The 17,660-nt window shown below is 71.6% G+C and carries 20 protein-coding genes; 11 read left to right on the plus strand and 9 right to left on the minus strand.

Going from position 1 to position 17,660, the window contains the following annotated elements; all coding sequences use genetic code 11:
• Positions 1-4 precede the first annotated feature (4 nt).
• Positions 5-685: an urease accessory protein UreG gene (gene ureG / locus ACIGNX_RS24695; protein WP_396543191.1), complete on the plus strand. Its 681-nt coding sequence runs from the start codon at positions 5-7 to the stop codon at positions 683-685.
• Here the strand turns inward: ureG and ACIGNX_RS24700 are convergent.
• Entirely contained in the window at positions 655-1,161 is a 507-nt protein-coding gene (locus ACIGNX_RS24700) for a DUF4232 domain-containing protein (protein ID WP_396543057.1), read from the minus strand. The two genes, ureG and ACIGNX_RS24700, sit on opposite strands and share 31 nt — an antisense overlap.
• 77 nt (positions 1,162-1,238) lie before the next feature.
• Between ACIGNX_RS24700 and ACIGNX_RS24705 the strand changes: the two genes are divergently transcribed.
• A complete protein-coding gene (locus ACIGNX_RS24705; protein WP_396543058.1) occupies positions 1,239-2,093 on the plus strand; it encodes an urease accessory protein UreD in 855 nt (284 codons plus the stop codon).
• Positions 2,094-2,142: 49 nt separating this feature from the next.
• Entirely contained in the window at positions 2,143-2,799 is a 657-nt protein-coding gene (gene pdxH, locus ACIGNX_RS24710) for a pyridoxamine 5'-phosphate oxidase (RefSeq protein ID WP_396543059.1), read from the plus strand.
• 75 nt (positions 2,800-2,874) lie between these two features.
• Here the strand turns inward: pdxH and ACIGNX_RS24715 are convergent, their stop codons facing one another.
• Positions 2,875-3,837, minus strand: a complete 963-nt coding sequence (locus ACIGNX_RS24715) for a GNAT family N-acetyltransferase (RefSeq protein WP_396543060.1) — start codon at positions 3,835-3,837, stop codon at positions 2,875-2,877.
• Between the two features lie 105 nt (positions 3,838-3,942).
• On the opposite strand from ACIGNX_RS24715, the gene ACIGNX_RS24720 reads away from it, so the two are divergent.
• Positions 3,943-5,229: an MFS transporter gene (locus tag ACIGNX_RS24720; protein ID WP_396543061.1), complete on the plus strand. Its 1,287-nt coding sequence runs from the start codon at positions 3,943-3,945 to the stop codon at positions 5,227-5,229.
• On the opposite strand, the gene ACIGNX_RS24725 is transcribed toward ACIGNX_RS24720, so the two are convergent.
• Together ACIGNX_RS24725 and ACIGNX_RS24730 are read right to left on the minus strand one after the other, a co-directional pair.
• Positions 5,177-5,443, minus strand: a complete 267-nt coding sequence (locus ACIGNX_RS24725; protein ID WP_396543062.1) for a DUF397 domain-containing protein — start codon at positions 5,441-5,443, stop codon at positions 5,177-5,179. The two genes, ACIGNX_RS24720 and ACIGNX_RS24725, sit on opposite strands and share 53 nt — an antisense overlap.
• Positions 5,444-5,455: 12 nt before the next feature.
• Positions 5,456-6,295, minus strand: coding sequence for a helix-turn-helix domain-containing protein (locus ACIGNX_RS24730; protein ID WP_396543063.1), 840 nt, complete (start codon positions 6,293-6,295; stop codon positions 5,456-5,458).
• A gap of 94 nt (positions 6,296-6,389) precedes the next feature.
• Here ACIGNX_RS24730 and ACIGNX_RS24735 point away from each other — a divergent pair, with 94 nt between their 5' ends.
• Together ACIGNX_RS24735 and ACIGNX_RS24740 are read left to right on the plus strand one after the other, a co-directional pair.
• Positions 6,390-6,623, plus strand: a complete 234-nt coding sequence (locus tag ACIGNX_RS24735; RefSeq protein WP_396543064.1) for a hypothetical protein — start codon at positions 6,390-6,392, stop codon at positions 6,621-6,623.
• A 72-nt stretch (positions 6,624-6,695) separates the two neighbouring features.
• The gene (locus tag ACIGNX_RS24740; protein ID WP_396543065.1) at positions 6,696-8,078 is read left to right on the plus strand and encodes an APC family permease; all 1,383 of its coding nucleotides are present in this window, start codon (positions 6,696-6,698) and stop codon (positions 8,076-8,078) included.
• A gap of 70 nt (positions 8,079-8,148) precedes the next feature.
• Here the strand turns inward: ACIGNX_RS24740 and ACIGNX_RS24745 are convergent, their stop codons facing one another.
• The 3 genes from ACIGNX_RS24745 to ACIGNX_RS24755 are packed head-to-tail and all read right to left on the minus strand — an operon-like array spanning position 8,149 to position 9,873.
• Positions 8,149-8,445, minus strand: coding sequence for a YiaA/YiaB family inner membrane protein (locus tag ACIGNX_RS24745; protein WP_396543066.1), 297 nt, complete (start codon positions 8,443-8,445; stop codon positions 8,149-8,151).
• 52 nt (positions 8,446-8,497) lie between these two features.
• The gene (locus ACIGNX_RS24750; protein ID WP_396543067.1) at positions 8,498-9,322 is read right to left on the minus strand and encodes an MBL fold metallo-hydrolase; all 825 of its coding nucleotides are present in this window, start codon (positions 9,320-9,322) and stop codon (positions 8,498-8,500) included.
• Entirely contained in the window at positions 9,319-9,873 is a 555-nt protein-coding gene (locus tag ACIGNX_RS24755) for a TetR/AcrR family transcriptional regulator (protein ID WP_396543068.1), read from the minus strand. Before ACIGNX_RS24755 ends, ACIGNX_RS24750 begins: the two co-directional genes overlap by 4 nt.
• A gap of 68 nt (positions 9,874-9,941) precedes the next feature.
• Here ACIGNX_RS24755 and ACIGNX_RS24760 point away from each other — a divergent pair, with 68 nt between their 5' ends.
• Positions 9,942-10,817 (plus strand): aldose 1-epimerase family protein, encoded by an 876-nt coding sequence (locus ACIGNX_RS24760; RefSeq protein WP_396543069.1) that lies wholly within the window; start codon positions 9,942-9,944, stop codon positions 10,815-10,817.
• A gap of 19 nt (positions 10,818-10,836) precedes the next feature.
• A complete protein-coding gene (locus ACIGNX_RS24765) occupies positions 10,837-12,027 on the plus strand; it encodes an amidohydrolase (protein WP_396543070.1) in 1,191 nt (396 codons plus the stop codon).
• A gap of 232 nt (positions 12,028-12,259) precedes the next feature.
• Here the strand turns inward: ACIGNX_RS24765 and ACIGNX_RS24770 are convergent, their stop codons facing one another.
• Positions 12,260-13,402, minus strand: coding sequence for an acyl-CoA dehydrogenase family protein (locus ACIGNX_RS24770; protein ID WP_396543071.1), 1,143 nt, complete (start codon positions 13,400-13,402; stop codon positions 12,260-12,262).
• 113 nt (positions 13,403-13,515) lie between these two features.
• Between ACIGNX_RS24770 and ACIGNX_RS24775 the strand changes: the two genes are divergently transcribed.
• The 3 genes from ACIGNX_RS24775 (at position 13,516) to ACIGNX_RS24785 (ending at position 16,629) form a co-directional block, all read left to right on the plus strand.
• Positions 13,516-14,112, plus strand: coding sequence for a TetR/AcrR family transcriptional regulator (locus ACIGNX_RS24775; RefSeq protein ID WP_396543072.1), 597 nt, complete (start codon positions 13,516-13,518; stop codon positions 14,110-14,112).
• Positions 14,109-15,047 carry a carbohydrate kinase gene (locus ACIGNX_RS24780; RefSeq protein ID WP_396543073.1) on the plus strand — a complete coding sequence of 313 codons (939 nt, stop codon included), beginning with the start codon at positions 14,109-14,111 and terminating at the stop codon, positions 15,045-15,047. The genes ACIGNX_RS24775 and ACIGNX_RS24780 overlap by 4 nt, the downstream gene beginning before the upstream one ends.
• Positions 15,048-15,315: 268 nt before the next feature.
• Positions 15,316-16,629, plus strand: a complete 1,314-nt coding sequence (locus ACIGNX_RS24785) for a citrate synthase (protein WP_396543074.1) — start codon at positions 15,316-15,318, stop codon at positions 16,627-16,629.
• Between the two features lie 49 nt (positions 16,630-16,678).
• Here the strand turns inward: ACIGNX_RS24785 and ACIGNX_RS24790 are convergent, their stop codons facing one another.
• Positions 16,679-17,653, minus strand: coding sequence for a hypothetical protein (locus tag ACIGNX_RS24790; RefSeq protein ID WP_396543075.1), 975 nt, complete (start codon positions 17,651-17,653; stop codon positions 16,679-16,681).
• Between the last annotated feature and the right edge of the window lie 7 nt (positions 17,654-17,660).

A 17,660-nucleotide genomic window follows, 5' to 3' on the forward strand; every position in this document is an offset into this window, starting at 1 on the left:
CCACGTGCACCCGGTGAACTTCGACCCGGCCGACGCGGGCCACGACCCGCACCACCCGCACGACCACGCCCACCGCGCCGTGCGCCTCGGCATCGGCGGCCCGGTCGGCAGCGGCAAGACCGCGTTGACGGCGGCGCTGTGCCGGGCGCTGGGCGGCAGCGTGAACCTCGCCGTCGTCACCAACGACATCTACACCACCGAGGACGCCGACTTCCTGCGCGCCGCCGGGGTGCTCGACGTCGAGCGCATCGAGGCCGTGCAGACCGGCGCGTGCCCGCACACCGCGATCCGCGACGACATCACCGCCAACCTGGACGCGGTGGAGCTGCTGGAGCACCGGGTGCCCGGTCTGGAGCTGGTCATCATCGAGAGCGGCGGCGACAACCTGACCGCCGTGTTCAGCCGGGGCCTGGTGGACCGGCAGATCTTCGTGGTGGACGTGGCGGGCGGCGACAAGGTGCCGCGCAAGGGCGGCCCGGGCGTGACCACCGCGGACCTGCTGGTGATCAACAAGACCGACCTCGCGCCGCTGGTGGGCGCCGACCTCGGCGTCATGACGGCCGACGCCCACCGGATGCGCGGCGAGCTACCGGTGATCAGCCAGTCCCTGGTGGACACACCGGACGCACCCGCGGTGGCCGACTGGGTGCGCGCTCAGCTCCGCACGCTCGCGACGGTCAGTTGAGCGCCGAACGCGCTGACGTCCCCGGCGCAGCCGTACTGGTCGGTCATCGGCAGGTACAGCGGCGCGGTCTCGTCCGGTGGGAACACGCGGATGCCCCACACGGGCGTCTTGCGGCACGCGTCCGGGTCGAAGTTGTCCACCCGGGCGAAGCCGACGTCCGAGATCGCGGCCGCGCCGGGCGACAGGGTGAGCAGCGGACCGCGCTCGCCGACGCGCACGGCCGCCGCGCCGACCTGGTTGCCGGCGGAGTCCACGTAGGACACGCCGGGGAAGCCCCGCAGCACGCACGAGCCCGAGCCGCGGTTGGTGAGCACGACCTCCCGGTACACGGTGCCGGCCGCCCCCTCGACGCGGCCGAACCCGATGGCGAGGTTCGCGGACCTGCACGTGGTGACGTCGGCGGCCTGCGCGACGGCCGTTCCCCCCAAGGTGAGCACGGCGGCGGCCACCGCGATCGTGGCGACGAATTTCCTCATGACGATCTCCCCCGAGATTCGCGGGTGGAAAGTCCACCCACTGGGAAGACGTGGCGGCGCGCGGAAGGGTTGCCCGGATGAGGGCGCGGGCTCACCTGGTCGTGGAACGTGACCCGAACGGGCGAACGTTCGTGCGCGAGGTGCGGTCGATGGCACCGCTGCGGCTGATGCCCCGGCCGGGGCGCGCGGAGGTGGCCCTGGTGCACCTCGTCAGCGCGGTCACCGCGCCGTTGGGCGGCGACGACCTGGAACTGCGCGTCACCGTGGGTGTCGGCGCGGCGCTGGAGCTGCGCGGGGTCGCGGCCACGGTCGCGCTGCCGGGGCAGCACCCCGGCGGCAGCCGCGCGCTGGTCGACGTGGAATTGGGTGACGGCGCTTCACTCTCCTACCTGCCGGAACCGACGGTGGTCACCGCGCGTGCCCACCACGAATCGGTGTTCCGCGCGCGAATGGGGGAGGGCTCCCGACTGCGCGCCCGGGAAATCGTCGTGCTCGGTCGGTCGAACGAACGACCGGGTTCGCTCACCACCACGCTCGACGTTCGCCGAAACGGGCCCGTCATAAAGCAGACATCTCATTTGGGAACACCCGAAGTGGACGCGAGCCCGGCCGGCCTCGCGGGCCGCCGGGTGTTCGGCACCGAGCTCCTGTGCTGGGACGACGACCTCCCGGGAGCGATTTCGGAGGACTGGTGGTCACTCGTGCCGCTGGCCCGCGGCGGCAGTTTGAGCACCGCCCTGGGTGATGACGCGGTCACCGTGGAACGGGCCCTGGACGAAGCGCGGGCGCGGCACCCGGGGTGGAATCTGACTCGATCCCTTGCTCGATTCCGAGGCGGGGGTCACACCGAAAGTCACGGATCGGGTGGCGGTCATCACCACTCGGGCGGTTTCGCGCCGGCCGGGAAACCCGTACCGTCGGCGGATCGCTAGGTGCCACAAGTGCCTTTGGCCAGGCCGAAGCACGCTCCGGGAGGTCGGGATGTCGGAGACGACGAACATCGCGTTGCCGTCGATGCGCGTGTCCTACGAACAGGGCTCGCTCACAGAGAGCGACCTCGCGGCCAGTTGGCACGAGCAGTTGCAGCTGTGGCTGGACCAGGCGGGCAACGCGGGCCTGGCCGAGCCGAACGCGATGGTCCTCGCCACCGCCGACCCGCAGGGCCGCCCGTCCTCGCGCACCGTCCTGGCCAAGGGCCTGGACGAGCGGGGCCTGGTGTTCTTCACCAACTACACCTCCGCCAAGAGCCACGACCTGATGGCGACCCGGTACGCCTCGGCCACGTTCCCGTGGTTCGCGATGCAGCGGCAGGCGCACGTGCGCGGCACGGTCGAGAAGGTCGGCCCGGCCGAGACCGCGAGCTACTGGGCGAGCCGCCCGCGCGGGTCGCAGCTGGGCGCGTGGGCGTCGCCGCAGTCGCGGGTCGTCAGCGGTCGCTCCACTTTGGAGAGCGCGCTGAACAAGGTCGAGCGCCAGTTCGCCGACGCCGACCGGGTACCCGTGCCGCCCCACTGGGGCGGCTGGCGCATCCGGCCCGAGGAGGTCGAGTTCTGGCAGGGCCGCCGGGACCGCATGCACGACCGCCTCCGCTTCCGCCTCGGCCGCGACGGCTGGGAGGTCCAGCGCGTCGCGCCGTAGGCGCACCCGTTTCCCCGACGAGCCCCGCGGCGGTCCTGCGCCGCGGGGCTTGTCCCGTTCCCGGGGTTCCGATTCTCAGGGCTCCAGCGCCCACCGCACGTACCGCATCGTCGGCGTGAACCCGGCCCGCTCGAAGAGGCCGGACCCCCCGGGCGGGGCCGCCGAGTCCACGCTCGCGCTCGCCCGGTCGTAGCCCTGGTCGGCGACGGCCCGCAGGGCGTGCGCGACCAGGCCGCTCGCGATGCCCCGCCCGCGGTGCTCCCGGACCGTCCCGACGACCATGAACCGCGCGTCGCGGACCCCGGTGGCCGCCGTGTCGGCCTCCCACCACATCGTCACGAGCACGGCGACCGGCGTGCCGGCCGCGTCGCGGACCAGGAAGCTCGCCGCCGGCTGGAACGTCTGGTTGACGACCTTGTTCCGCCAGTGGTCCGGCGGCATCGGCGTCGCGCCCCAGTGGTCCTCGAACGCCAGGTTGCGCACCCGGCGGAAGTCCTCGTCGGCCGGCTCGGACCACGGCTCCACCCGCAGCCCGTCGGGCAGCGCCGCGTCGCCGATCGCGTCGCCGAGCGGGTGCTCCAGGTGCCGGTAGTGGCGGACCGGCGTGAAGCCCTGCGCGCGGACCAGCTCGGCCAGGCCCGCGACGTGCTCGGCCTTGTGGACGTCGACCACGAGCTTCGCCGCCGGGTGGTGCAGCGCGTGCAGCGCCCTCGCCGCCTCCACCCCGGCGCGCAGGAGCCTCGTGCCGACGCCCCGGCGGCGGTGGTCCGGGTGGACGCCGCCGTCGAGGAACACCCGGTGGACCTCCGCCGCGACCGGCCGGAAGCGCACCTTCGCGTAGCCGACCATCACCTCGCCGGCGAAGGCCGCGAGGCTGCCGCGCTCCAGGTCCGCGTACGGGTCGACCAGTTCCTGGAGGGTGTCCTCCTCGGTGTAGTTCTCGCCGGTCCGGTCGACGGCCTCCATGGCGTTGAGCAGGTCGGCGGACGCCCGGGCGTCCTCGCGGGTGAGCGGCCGCCACGTCAGTTCGGGGTGCACCGGGCGCACGGTATTGGCCGCGTCCGCGGTTGTCGCCCGTTTTACGGAGTGGACGGTGCTCCACGTCTCGGTGACGGACTCGTTAGTTCACGTACGCTAACCACCGTGCGGAGAGTGCTGGGGAAGATCGCCATCGACACGCGGCCGTTGAAGGTCGTGGCGTACCGGCGGCTGTGGCTCTCGACCGTCGTCACGGCCATCGGCAGCCAGTTGACCGCGGTCGCGGTGCCCAAGCAGGTGTACGACCTCACCGGCTCGTCCGGCTGGGTGGGCGCGTCGGCCGGCGTGGCGCTGGTGCCGCTGCTGGTCTTCGGGCTGTACGGCGGCGCGATCGCCGACGTCGTGGACCGGCGCAAGCTGCTCGTCGTCACCAACACGGGCATCGCGGTGACCTCCGTGCTGCTGTGGGGGCAGGCCGCGCTGCACGTCGACTCGGTCTGGCTGGTCATCACCCTGCTCGGCCTGCAACAGGTCTTCTTCGCCGCGAACGCGCCCGCCCGCACCGCCTCCGTCGCCCGCCTGGTACCCGCCGAGCAGATCCCCGCCGCCACCGCGCTCGGCTCGACCGTGATGATGTTCGGCGGCGTGTTCGGGCCCATGCTCGCGGGCGCGCTGATGCCCGTCGTGGGCCTGTCGACGTTGTACCTGGTCGACGCCATCGCGCTCACGGTGACGATCTGGGCGGTCTGGAAGCTGCCGCCGCTGCCGCCGTTGAGCGGGACGTCGCGGCGGGCCGGGCTGCGGGACGTGGTCGACGGGTTCCGCTACCTGGCCGTGCGGAAGATCCTGCTGGCGAGCTTCCTGCTCGACATCATCGCCATGGTGTTCGGGATGCCCCGGGCGCTGTTCCCGGAGATGGCCGAGAAGACGTTCGGCGACCCGGCCGGCGGCGGGCCGGCGCTCGGTCTGCTGTTCGCCGCGATCCCGCTGGGCGCGATGCTGTGCGGGTTGACCTCGGGCTGGACGTCCCGCGTGCTGCGGCACGGCGTCGGGGTCGTGCTGGCGGTCGTGGCGTGGGGCGTGGCGATGATCGGCTTCGGCCTGTCGCACGCCCTGTGGCTCGCGGTCGTGTTCCTGGCGGTCGGCGGCGCGGCGGACATGATCAGCATGGTGTTCCGCAGCGCCATCCTCCAGTCGGCGGCGACGGACGAGATGCGCGGCCGGATGCAGGGCGTGTTCATCGTGGTGGTCGCCGGCGGGCCGCGCCTGGCGGACCTGCTGCACGGCACCGCGGGCGCGGCCGTCGGCCCCGGCACCGCCACCGCGGTCGGTGGGGTGCTCGTCGTGGTCGGGACGGCGCTGGCGGTGCTCGCCATCCCGGCGATCCGGCGCTACCGGTTCACGCCCGAAGCCGTCGGAGGAACCGCTCCCACGACGCGACCGGCACCGTGACGGTCGGCGCGGGGTTCTTCGAGTCCCGCGCCGCCACCCGGGCCGGGAGGTGGGCGACCTCCACGCAGTTCGCCGTGCTGGCGCTACGGGAGCTCTTGCGCCACAGCACCTCGACGCAGTTCGCCGTGCTGTTGCTGCGAGAGCTCTTGCGCCACAGCACCTCGACGCAGTTGGCACTGCTGTTGCTGTGCGAACTCTTACGCCACGGGGTCATGCACCCATCGTTTCACGCGAGGCCCTTGAGGTAATCCAGCGTTTCCTCCTCCGTGTACGCCAAACGCCGCAGCGCCGCCCACGTCGCCTCGAACACCTCGATCTGCTCGTCCTCGTCGATGAACAGGCTCGACACCTTGTTCTCCAACAGCACCAGGCTCGGGTCGTCGTCGTACTCCAGGATCACGAACGGCCCGCTGAGCCCGGCGTGCAACTCGGCGTCGGTCGGGATCACCCGCACCGTGACGTTGGGGCGTTCCCCGGCGTCGATGAGGTGGCGGATCTGGCGGCGTTGCGCGCCCGGGTCGTGGAACGGGCGTTCGAAGACGCTCTGCTCGATGATCACGCTCAACTTGAGCGGCACACTGCGGCTGAGCAGCCCTTGACGTGACATTCGACTGGCCACCAGGGAATCGACCTGCGGGTCGGTCAGGGCGTGCCCGGTGGCCCTGATCAAGGCGCGGGCGTATTCCGGTGTCTGCAAGAGGCCCGGGACGACCAGTGGTTCGTAGTTGAGCAGGGAGCCGGCTTCGTCCTCGAAATCGGCCCAGGTCTGCCAATCACCGGGCAACTTCTGGTTGTTCATGCGCAACAGGCCGCGTTGTCCGGCGTGCCGGGCGAGGTCGAGGAGTTCGACCCGTTGCCCGCGCCCGACCCGGTAGCAGTCGAGCAGCTTCTCCAGGTCGTCCAGGTAGACGCCCAGCTCGGAGGTCTCGATGCGGCTGATCTTGCTCCCGGACATGCCCACCGCCTCGGCGACGGCCTCGATGCTGAAACCGGCCGTGGTGCGGAGCTTCCTGAGGGTGTGCGCGAGTCGGCGGGAGCGGACCGACGTTCCGGCGCGGCGTGCCATGCGGTCAAGTTAGAGGTAGTGCAAATTGCATCGCAAGAAGACTCACTCCATCGAGTTATTGCTTTTTTTATAGCAACGCTGCAAATGTTGGCGCATGGAACCGATCATCAAAGTGACGTCGCCGAAGCGCGAGTGGTTGTTGCGGTGCTACTCGGACAAGGAGGACGTGCTCAGCCTCGAAGTGCAGGACGGCGGGATCGACGTGTTCCTGCCGACCGGCGTGGACGGGGTCCGGTTGGAGGCCGCGCAGATCGCCGCGTTCCGGGAAGCGCTGGACGAGGCCATCGCCCGGGGCGAGGCCGACCTGCGCGCGGGTGCCCGAAGCTGAACCGCGGGAAGTGCCCGGGGTGTGCCGGTTCCCCTACCCGACCCGCGATGTGGTCCGGCACACTCACGCGGCATGGCGGAAGCGACGAGCGCACCGGGGCAACCGGAACTGAAGCGGGCCATCGGCCCCAAGCTGCTGCTGTTCTTCGTGGTCGGCGACATCCTCGGCACGGGCATCTACGCCCTCACGGGCAACGTCGCCGGCAAGGTCGGCGGCGCGCTGTGGCTGCCGTTCCTGATCGCGTTCGTGGTGGCGTTCCTGACCGCGTTCAGCTACCTCGAACTGGTCGGCAAGTACCCGCGGGCGGCCGGCGCGGCGCTCTACACCCACCGGGCGTTCAAGGTCCAGTTCCTCACCTTCATGGTGGCGTTCGCGGTCATGAGCTCCGGCATCACGTCGGCGTCCTCCGCCGCGCTCGCGTTCGGGCGCACCTACCTCCAGTCCGTGATCAAGGAGTTCTTCTCCGACACCTTCACGGTGTCCGCGACGCTGGTCGCGATCCTGTTCATCGTCGGCCTCGGCGTGATCAACTTCCGGGGCGTGTCGGAGTCGGTCAAGGCGAACGTCGTCCTGACGTGCATCGAGCTGTCCGGCCTGCTGATCATCATCGCGATCGGCTTCTACGCCGTGCTGGTCGGCGACGGCGACGCGAGCCGGCTGACCCAGGTCGACCCGGCGCCCGACCAGAGCGCGCTGGTGGCGATCACGTCCGCCACGGCGCTGGCGTTCTTCGCCATGGTCGGGTTCGAGGACTCGGTGAACATGGCCGAGGAGTGCCGGGACCCGGTCCGCATCTTCCCGCGCGCCATGCTGTGGGGCATGGTGGTCGCCGCGGTCGTCTACGTGCTGGTCGCCATCACGTCGTCGCTGCTCATCCCCGCCGACGAGCTGTCGAAGGCCGGTTCGTCGGCGTTGCTGCGGGTCGTGCAGGTCGGCGCGCCCGGCTTCCCGCTGTGGGTGTTCTCGCTGATCGGCCTGTTCGCGGTCATCAACTCGGCGCTGATCAACATGCTGATGGCCAGCCGGCTGATCTACGGCATGTCGAACGAGCGGATCATCCCGAAGGCGTTCGGGGCGGTCCACCGGTCCCGCCGCACGCCGTGGGTCTCGATCGTCTTCACGTCCGGTGTGGCGATCATCCTGGTGTCCACGGCGGACATCGCGAAGCTGGGCGGCACGACGGCGTTGCTGCTGCTGGTCGTCTTCACCATCGTCAACGTCGCCGTCCTGGTGCTGCGCAAGGACGAGGTCGACCACGACCACTTCCGCGCGCCGACGTGGGTGCCGGTGCTGGGCGCGATCACGTGCGCGTACCTGGCGAGCCCGCTGTCGGGCCGCGCCTCGGCGGACTACGAGATCGCCCTCTACCTGCTCGCGGCCGGCGTGGTGCTGTGGCTGATCAACCGCCTGGCGCACGGCAGGACGACGCTCGACCCGGAGAAGCTCGCCGAGTAGCTCGACCGACCGGCGAGACGAGGTGGCGGCGCGGCACGGCCGGCGCCGCCGTCGTCCGCCCGGCCACCGGTCAGGCCGCCTCCACCCGGTACGGGTCGTGCTCGGCCAGCAGCTTCTCCAGCCGGGCCTGGTCCACCCGGCTCACGACGTAGGTCTCCTCCTGCCGGTCGCGGACGCACTTGGCCAGGGTGAAGGCGGAGGTCACGGTGAACAGCAGGCCCAGGGCGAGGAACGCGCGCACCCAGCCGTCGACCGGCAGGTAGGCCACGCCGAGCCCGACGGCGGCCAGGGAGACGGCGAACGACACCACCGCCTGCGCGTAGAACGCCGTGGTGGTGGGGGAGTGGGGCTTCGCGGTCGAGGTCATGGACGAAGAGTCGCCAACCGGAGCGGCCCCTGTCATGAGTACCCCTACTCAATCAAGCCGTGACGCCTCGGTGGTGGCGCAGGTGCACGGGGTCGTGGGCGTTGAAGACGTCCACGACGCCGCCGTGCTCGCGCACCAGCTCCCGCAGCCGCGCCTGGTTGGCCAGCCGAGGCTCCCGGGCGGCCTCCATCCGCTTCTGCAGGAACGTCAACCCGGGCGGGCAGTGCGGTGGCGTTTCCACCTCGCCGTGGGAGAAGTACGAGTCGCCCGCGTGCAGCAGCCACCGGTCGCCGAGGCGCACCGCCACGCCCGTGTGCCCGTGCGTGTGCCCGAACAGCGGCACCAGCAGCACGTCCGGCCGCACCTCGCGCACGCCCTCGAAGCCGAACCACGTCTCACCGGTCGCCTCGTGCGGCACCCAGCGCGGGCCGTGCCGCCACTGGTTGTCGGGGTAGCGGACCTTGTCGTTGCCCGACTTGCCCGGGCGCGTCGCCGCGGCCAGCTCCTCCGCCGACAGGTGCACCCGCGCGGCGGGGAAGTCGCGCAGGCCGCCGCCGTGGTCCAGGTCCAGGTGGGTGAGCACGACGTCGGTGACGTCCGAGGCGGCGAACCCCAGCGCCTCGACCTGCCGCACGGCGGTCTCCGACTCGTCCAGCACCGGCCGGCTCATCCACCGCCACCACCGGGCCAGGGTCTCGTCCGGCCGCCGCACGTCGTCCACGCCCAGGCCGCTGTCGACGAGCACCAGCCCGTCGTCGGTCTCCAGCAGCAGCACGTGGCAGACCAGCTCGGCCGCTTCGAGGTAGGAGCCGCGCCCGGTCACCAGCTTCCCGCCGAACGGGCGCATGGTGCCGCAGTTGAGGTGGTGCGCCTTCATGGTCTCGGCCTTCCCAGGAGCGCGCCCAGGCGGGCGGCGACGGCGTGCAGGGGTTCGAGCGAACGACGGGTGCGGGCCAGCAGGAGCGCGCCCTCGATGGCGGCGAGCACGACGGTGGCCAGGTCGTCGTCACCCACGTGCGCGGCGATGACCCGCTGCCACGAGGCGTAGGCGTCCGCGCAGGCGGTGCGGATCGGCTCGCTGTCCGCCGCCGTGTCGAGCGCGACGGTGGCGACCGGGCACCCGCTGCGGAAGTCCGAAGCCAGCAGCTCGCGGCCCAGCAGGTCCACCGCTCGGGCAAGCGCTTTCACCGGGTCGGGTTCGGCGGCGAGCACGCCGGCGAGCGCGTCCCGCAGCTCCTCGCCCGCCAGCGCCACCGCCTCGACGGCCAACTGCTCCTTGCCGCCGGGGAAGTGGAAGTAGAGCGAGCCCTTGGGCGCACCGCCCTCGGCGAGCACCTGGTTGAGCCCCGTCGCGTGGTAGCCCTGCGCCCGAAACAGTTCGGCCGCCGTGCGCACCACGCGCTGTCGGGTGTCGGTCCGTCGTGGCATGGTTTTACTATAGAGACCGGTCTAGTAACTACGTCAAGCGGAGAGCCGCTCGGATACGCTCCTGACCCATGCTGGAGATCGCCCACGGCGCGGCGCGCGCCGTCATCGCACCCGAGGGTGCGGGACTGAAGTCCTACGAGGTCGGCGGCGTGCCGTACGTGGAGACGTACGACGACGAACCGCCCATGGGCAGCGGCGCGGTGCTCGTGCCGTGGCCCAACCGCACGGCGGGCGGCCGCTGGGTGCTCGACGGCGAGGAGCAGCAGCTGGAGATCGGCGAGCCCGCGCGCGGCAACGCCATCCACGGCCTCGTGCGCCGGGCGATCTGGACCACCGTGGAGCACACCGGGTCGCTGATCTCGCTGGAGACGCCCGTCGCCGGTCTCGGCTGGCCCGTCGAGCTGCGCACGACCATCACGTACGCGTTGGACGACAACGGCCTGACCGTCTCGCACGGCGTCACCAATGTGGGGGACAAGCGCACCCCGTTCGGGGTGGGCACGCACCCGTACCCGCGGGCCGGCGCGTCGCTGACCGACGAGACGTCGCTGTCGCTGGCCGCCACCACCGTGCTGCCGGTGGACGCCGACACCATGATCCCCAACGGCCCGGCGACCCCCGTCGAGGGAACCGAGTACGACTTCCGGGTGGCGCGGCTGCTCGAAGGGGTGAAGCTGGACACCGCGTTCGGCGGCTGCGTGCCGGTGGACGGGCTGGTGCGGCACGTGCTGAAGGGGCCGGCGGGCGGTGTCGAGCTGTGGGCCGACCCGGACTTCAAGTGGGTGCAGGTCTACACGCCCGACGACTTCCCCGGCCGGGGGCGCGCGGTGGCCGTCGAGCCGATGACGTGCCCGCCGGACGCGTTGAACAGCGGGGTCGACCTGCTGTGGCTGGAGCCCGGCGAGTCGTGGGCCGGCCGGTGGGGTTTGCGCCCGTTGTCGTAGGCCGTTAGCGTCGCTAACTATGAACGTCGCTATCACGGGTGGGTACGTCGTCCCGGTGGCCGGGGAGCCGGTCGACGGCGGCACGGTCCTGATCCGGGACGGGAAGATCGTCGCCGTCGGCGCGGACGTCGAGGTGCCGGACGGCGTCCCGGTCGTGGACGCGGCGGGCGGCTGGGTGCTGCCCGGGTTCGTGGAGGCGCACGGCCACCTCGGCGTCCACGAGGAGGGCGAGGGCTGGGCCGGGCAGGACACCAACGAGATGACCGACCCCAACGGCGCGCGGCTGCGGGCGCTGGACGCGATCAACGCCGCCGACCAGGGCTTCGCCGACGCCCTGGCCGGCGGCGTCACGACCGCGGTGGTCAAGCCCGGGTCGGGCAACGTCATCGGCGGCCAGACCGTGGCCGTGAAGTGCTGGGGGCGGACGGCCGACGAGATGCTCGTGCGCCACCCCGTCAGCGTGAAGAGCGCGTTGGGCGAGAACCCCAAGCGGGTGTACGGGGAGCAGAAGAAGCTGCCGTCCACCCGGCAGGGGGTGGCGGCGGTGATCCGGGACGCGTTCACCAAGGCGCAGGACTACGCGGCCAGGCGTGACGCGGCCGACGGGCCGTTCGACCGGGACACCACGTCCGAGGTGCTGGCGCGGGTGCTGTCGGGCGAGCTGCCGTGGTGCCAGCACTGCCACCGCGCCGACGACATCGCGACGGCGTTGCGGCTGGCCGACGAGTTCGGCTACCGGCTCATCGTCAACCACGGGACCGAGGGTCACCTGATCGCGGACCTGCTGGCGGAGCGGGACATCCCGGTGATCATCGGGCCGCTGTTCACGACCCGGTCGAAGGTGGAGGTGCGCAACCGGTCGTTGCGCAACCCCGGCATCCTGGCGCGGGCGGGCGTGCGGATCGCGATCACCACGGACCACCCGGTCGTGCCGATCCACTTCCTCGTGCACCAGGTGACGCTGGCCGTGAAGGAGGGCCTGGACCCGCGCGTCGGCCTGGAGTCGATCACCACCAACCCGGCGGCAATCATGGGCCTGGACGACCGCGTGGGCTCCCTGCGCCCGGGCCTGGACGGCGACGTCGTGATCTGGTCGGGCGACCCGCTGGACGTGATGAGCCGGGCCCTGAAGGTGTTCGTCGAGGGCCGCGAGGTCTACCGCTACTCCGACGGCGAGGAAATCGTCACCAACCCCTTCCACCACCCCTGACCCGAGAGTCCAACGCTCGGACGCCGAGAGTCCAACGTTCAAGGCGCGAGAGTCCAACGTTCGGAGCGCGAGAGTCCAACGCTCAGAGACCCCGAATTCAACGCTCGCGACGGGCCGCCGGTGCCGAGTGTTGAATTCAGGTGCCCTGAGCGTTGGACTCTCGCGCTCTGGGTGTTGGACTCTCGCGTGCTGGAGGTTGGACTCTCGAGGGTTGAGGGTTGGACTCTCGCCGTCAGGGGCGGAAGGTGCGGGCGATGACCAGGCGTTGGATCTGGTTGGTGCCCTCGAAGATCTGGAGGACCTTCGCCTCGCGCATGTAGCGCTCCACGGGGAAGTCGCGGGTGTAGCCCGCGCCGCCGAGCACCTGCACGGCGTCCGTCGTCACCTTCATGGCCGTGTCGGTGCACACCAGCTTCGCGATCGCGGCCTGGCGGTGGAACGGCAGCCCCCGGTCACGCCGCCGCGCCGCCTCCAGGTACGTCGCACGGGCCGACTCCACGGCGGCGGCCATGTCCGCCAGCAGGAACTCCAGCCCCTGGAAGTCGATGATCGGACGCCCGAACTGGGTCCGCTGCTTCGCGTACGCCACCGCCTCGTCCAGCGCCGCCTGCGCCAGGCCCACGCCGCACGCGGCGATCCCGAGCCGACCGGAGTCCAAAGCGGACAGTGCGATCCGCAACCCGTCGCCCTCCGCCCCGATCAGGCGGTCCGCGTCGAGCCGCACGCCGGAGAACGACAGCTGCGCGGTGACCGACCCCGTGAGGCCCATCTTGCGCTCCGGCGGTGCGGCGGTGAGCCCGTCGGCCCGACCGGGCGCGAAGAAGCAGCTGATGCCCTTCCCGCCGTCGTCGGACGTGCGCGCCATCAACGTGTAGAAGTCGGCCACGCCCGCGTGCGTGATCCACGCCTTGGTCCCGTTCACGGTGTAGTGGTCGCCCGAACGCACCGCCCGCGTCGACAGCGCCGCCGCGTCCGACCCCGCGTGCGACTCCGACAACGCGTACCCGCCGAGCTGGTCGCCCCCGACCACGTCGGGCAGCCACCGCGCCCGCTGCTCCTCGGTGCCGAACGTCGCCAGCGCGTAGCTGGACATCACGTGCACCGACAGCCCGACGGCGACCGACATCCACGCCGACGCCACCTCCTCCAACGCCTGGAGGTACACCTCGTACGGCTGCTCGCCCCCGCCGAACCGCTCCGGGTACGGCAACCCCAGCAGCCCGGTCTTGCCGAGCAGCCGGAACGCCTCCCGCGGGAACCGGGAGTGCTCCTCGGCCTCGGCGGCGTGCGGCGCGAGTTCCTCGCGGGCGATCTCGCGGACCAGGGCCAGCAGGTCCTCGGCCTCGGTGGTGGGCAAAAGGCGCTCGGCGGGCATCGTCGACCTCCGGATCACGGCACGGCACGGGCACAACACGGCGGGGTACGCTCACCAGTACTGTAGGACGTACTCCAGTACTGGAGCCAGGCACTGTGACAGAGTTGCCGCCCATGACCTCGATCGCGCGCCGACCGCCGACGCCCAGGCAGGTGGAGCTGCTGGGCAGGCTGGAGTCGCTCGTGCTCGCCGAGGGGTTCGCGCACTTCACGCTGGACGACCTCGCCGCGCGCCTGCACTGCTCCAAATCGACCCTCTACACCCTCGCCGCGAGCAAGGAGCAGCTCGCCGTGAAGGTCGTCGGCCGGTACTTCAAGGGCGCCGCCGAGCGCATCGAGCAGCGCATCGCCGACGTCAAGGACGTCCGGGCCCGCGTCGGCACGTACCTGGCCGGCGCGGCCGAGGAGCTGCGGCGCGCGTCGGCCCGGTTCATCGAGGACGTGTCGGCGTTCGCGCCCACACGCAGCACGTACGAGCGCAACGCCCGCGCCGCCGCCGAGCGCATCCGCGAGTTCATCCAGGAGGGTGTGCGCGACGGGGTGTTCCGGGACGTGCATGCGACCCTGATCGCCGAGATGGCCGGTCTGCTCATCGAGGGCATCCAGACCGGGGTGCTGACCCGGCGCGCGGGCGTGTCGGACGCCGAGGCGTTCACCGCGCTGGGCGAACTGCTGCTGGACGGGTTGCGGAGAGAACGGAGCCAGTCGTGATCGTGGTTGCGGGAGAGGCGTTGGTCGACCTGGTGCCCACGCCCGGCGGCGACCTGGCGCCGAGGCTGGGCGGCGGGCCCTACAACGTGGCCGTCGCCGCCGGGCGCCTGGAAGCGCCGGTGGGCTTCCTGTCCCGGGTGTCGACCGACCTGTTCGGCGACCGGCTGCTGGAGCGGCTGCACGCGTCGAACGTGCGCACGGACCTCGTGCAGCGCGGCGACCAGCCGACGACGCTGGCCGTGGTCGGGCTGGCCGACGACGGCTCGGCCCGCTACTCGTTCTACGTCGAGGGCACGGCGGACCGCCAGGTGACCGACCCGGGCCCGCTGCCCGCCGGCACGCGCGCGGTGTCCTTCGGCACGCTGTCGCTGGTGCTGGAGCCGGGCGCGAGCACCTACGAGCGGGTGCTGTGGCGCGAGGCCGAGCGCGGCGCGCTCACCGTCCTCGACCCGAACGTGCGGGCGAGCCTCATCCACGACCCCGTCGCCTACCGCGACCGGTACGACTCGTGGCTGCCGCACGTGGGCCTGCTGAAGCTGTCCGTCGAGGACGCCCGGTGGCTGGCCGACCTGCCGGAGGACTCGTCGGAGGACGAGGTGCTGGACGTCGTGCGCGACTGGCGCGGCGCGGGCCCGGCCGCGGTCGTGCTCACGCGCGGCGGCGACGGGCTGGCCGTGCTGACCGCCGCGGGGGACGTGATCCGCGTCCCACCCACGCCCGTGGACGTCGTCGACACGATCGGCGCGGGCGACACGGTGCAGGGCGCGCTGCTGGCCTGGCTGCACGCGCACGACGCCCTGTCCGCCGAGGCCGTCCGGGGTCTGGACGCCGAGCGGTGGCGCCGGGCGCTGGCCTACGCGGGCGCGGCGGCGGCCGTCACGTGCTCCCGCGCCGGCGCCGAGCCCCCGTTCAAACGAGAGCTGGAGATGACCTAGCTCTCACCCCTCTTGAGGTGGAGAAACAGCCCAAAAGGGCTACGGTGGTGGATGCACGCTAGCCACCCATGCATCCGGATGTGATGCCGGTCCCACCTCGCAGAATCGGTTCACACCGCGGCTGTGCGGAGGGTCGTCCTCTGACTAGCGTGGGAGAACTGACAGGACCCCAACGGGGTGGTGCTGCGGTGCGGGGTGATCCCACGCCCGCGCGCGTGCGTGCGAGACCCGCATGAGCCACCCCGCCCTAGCGTGAGAGGGACTCTGCATGCCCGACGCGACGACTGCGCCGAACGACACCCGTACCGTCGCGCTGCGCCATCCGGGCGGAGAGCACGAGATGAAGGTGGTACCGGCCACCGAGGGTGCGCCCGGTATCGATCTCGGCAAGCTGCTGGCCACCACCGGCCTGGTCACGCTGGACAGCGGATTCGTCAACACCGCGTCCTGCTCGTCCGAGATCACCTACATCGACGGTGACGCGGGCATCCTGCGCTACCGCGGCTACCCGATCGAGCAGCTCGCCGAGAAGTCGAACTTCATCGAGGTCAGCTACCTGCTGATCTACGGCGAGCTGCCGACCCAGGCCCAGCTGGAGGACTTCTCCTCCAAGATCAACCGGCACACGCTGCTGCACGAGGACCTGAAGCGGTTCTTCGACGGCTTCCCGCGTGACGCCCACCCCATGCCCGTGCTGTCCTCGGCGGTGTCCGCGCTGTCGACGTTCTACCAGGACAGCCTCAGCCCGTTCGACGCCAACCAGGTCGAGATCTCCACGATCCGCCTGCTGGCCAAGGTGCCCACCATCGCGGCCTACGCCTACAAGAAGTCCGTGGGCCAGCCGTTCCTCTACCCGGACAACAGCCTGGGCCTGGTGGACAACTTCCTCCGCATGACGTTCGGCTTCCCGGCCGAGCCCTACGACGTCGACCCCGACCTGGTGCGGGCGCTCGACCTGCTGTTCGTGCTGCACGCCGACCACGAGCAGAACTGCTCCACCTCGACCGTGCGGCTGGTCGGCTCGTCGGAGGCGAACCTGTTCGCGTCCATCTCGGCCGGCATCAACGCGCTGTTCGGCCCGCTGCACGGCGGCGCGAACTCCGCCGTGCTGGAGATGCTGGAGAAGATCCGGCGCGAGGGCGGTGACGTCGCCGCGTTCGTGAAGAAGGTCAAGAACAAGGAGGACGGCGTCCGCCTGATGGGCTTCGGCCACCGGGTCTACAAGAACTACGACCCGCGTGCCGCGATCATCAAGAAGACGGCCGACGAGATCCTCGGCAAGCTGGGCGCGTCCGACGAGCTGCTGGACATCGCCAAGGCGCTGGAGGAGACCGCGCTCGCCGACGACTACTTCGTCGAGCGGAAGCTGTACCCGAACGTCGACTTCTACACCGGCCTGATCTACCGCGCGATGGGCTTCCCCACGAAGTTCTTCACCGTGCTGTTCGCCCTGGGCCGGCTGCCCGGCTGGATCGCGCACTGGCGCGAGATGATCAACGACCCGGCCACCAAGATCGGCCGCCCGCGGCAGGTCTACATCGGCTCGCCGGAGCGCTCGTTCGTGCCGCTCGACCAGCGCTGACGACCGTTCCGCGAAGGCCCGCGCCGGTTCCCGGCGCGGGCCTTCGCCGTCACGGGGTCCGGTCACCCAGTTCGGCGACGAGCGCCCGGTAGGTCTCGAACGCGGGTTTGGGCGTGTAGTCGTCCGCGGTGAGGCCGAAGCGGTGGAACAGGCCGGGGTTCGCGCTGTCGGCGTCGCGGAGCGCGAAGTGCGTGTAGCCGCTGACGCGCAGCCGCCGGGCGTGGGCGGCGACGGTGCGCACCACGGTGTCCACGACCTCGGCCTGCCGGTGCGGCGGGCGGTCCGGACCGGTCGGCCAGCCGTGCTCGGTGATGTGCAGCGGCACGTGCCCGAGCCCGGCCGGGTCCATCACGGCGTGCCGGTGGTGCGCGAGCAGGCCGGCGACGCCGTCCGCCAGGTCCGCCGCGGCGACCGGCTGGAACACGTCGGGGAAGAAGTCCAGCCCCACGTAGTCCACCGCCGCCGTGAAGGTTCCGCCGCCCCGCTCGGCCACCTCGGCGAGGAACGTCGCGGACGGCCCGAACAGCGGTGTGGTGTTGAAGCCGACCTTCAGGTGGTGGTGGCCGAGGCGGCGGGCGTGCTCGCCGGCCGCGACCACCCCGGCGACGATCGCGTCCACGACGCGCGGGTAGTGGCCGTCCAGGATCGGGTTGCCGGTGACGTTGGGCTCCTCGGTGACCTGGAGCGTGTGGGTCACCGCGCCGTACTGCGCCACGAGGTCGCGCAGGAACGCGCAGTAGCCCGCGACGTCGCCGGACGCCGACCGGTACTGCGCGACGAGGTCGAGGCGGCGGCCGTCCCGCGCGTAGCGGGCGGCGTCGGCGGGGGCCGCGGTGGGGTGCGCGGCGCCGACCGTGGTGGTGTCGTCGAACGGGGTGTAGGCGCGCACCAGGAACGGCCGGCCGGGTGCGCCCTGCAACGCCTCCAGCGCCGCCGTGACGCGGACGGGGTCGTCGGGCGCGCCGGCGGCCAGGCCGCCCAGGTCGTCACCGGCGACGCCGCCGGGGTAGATGCCGAAGAGCACGGTGCCG

It is taken from the genome of Actinosynnema sp. NPDC053489 (genome assembly GCF_044544865.1).
Classification (GTDB): domain Bacteria; phylum Actinomycetota; class Actinomycetes; order Mycobacteriales; family Pseudonocardiaceae; genus Actinosynnema.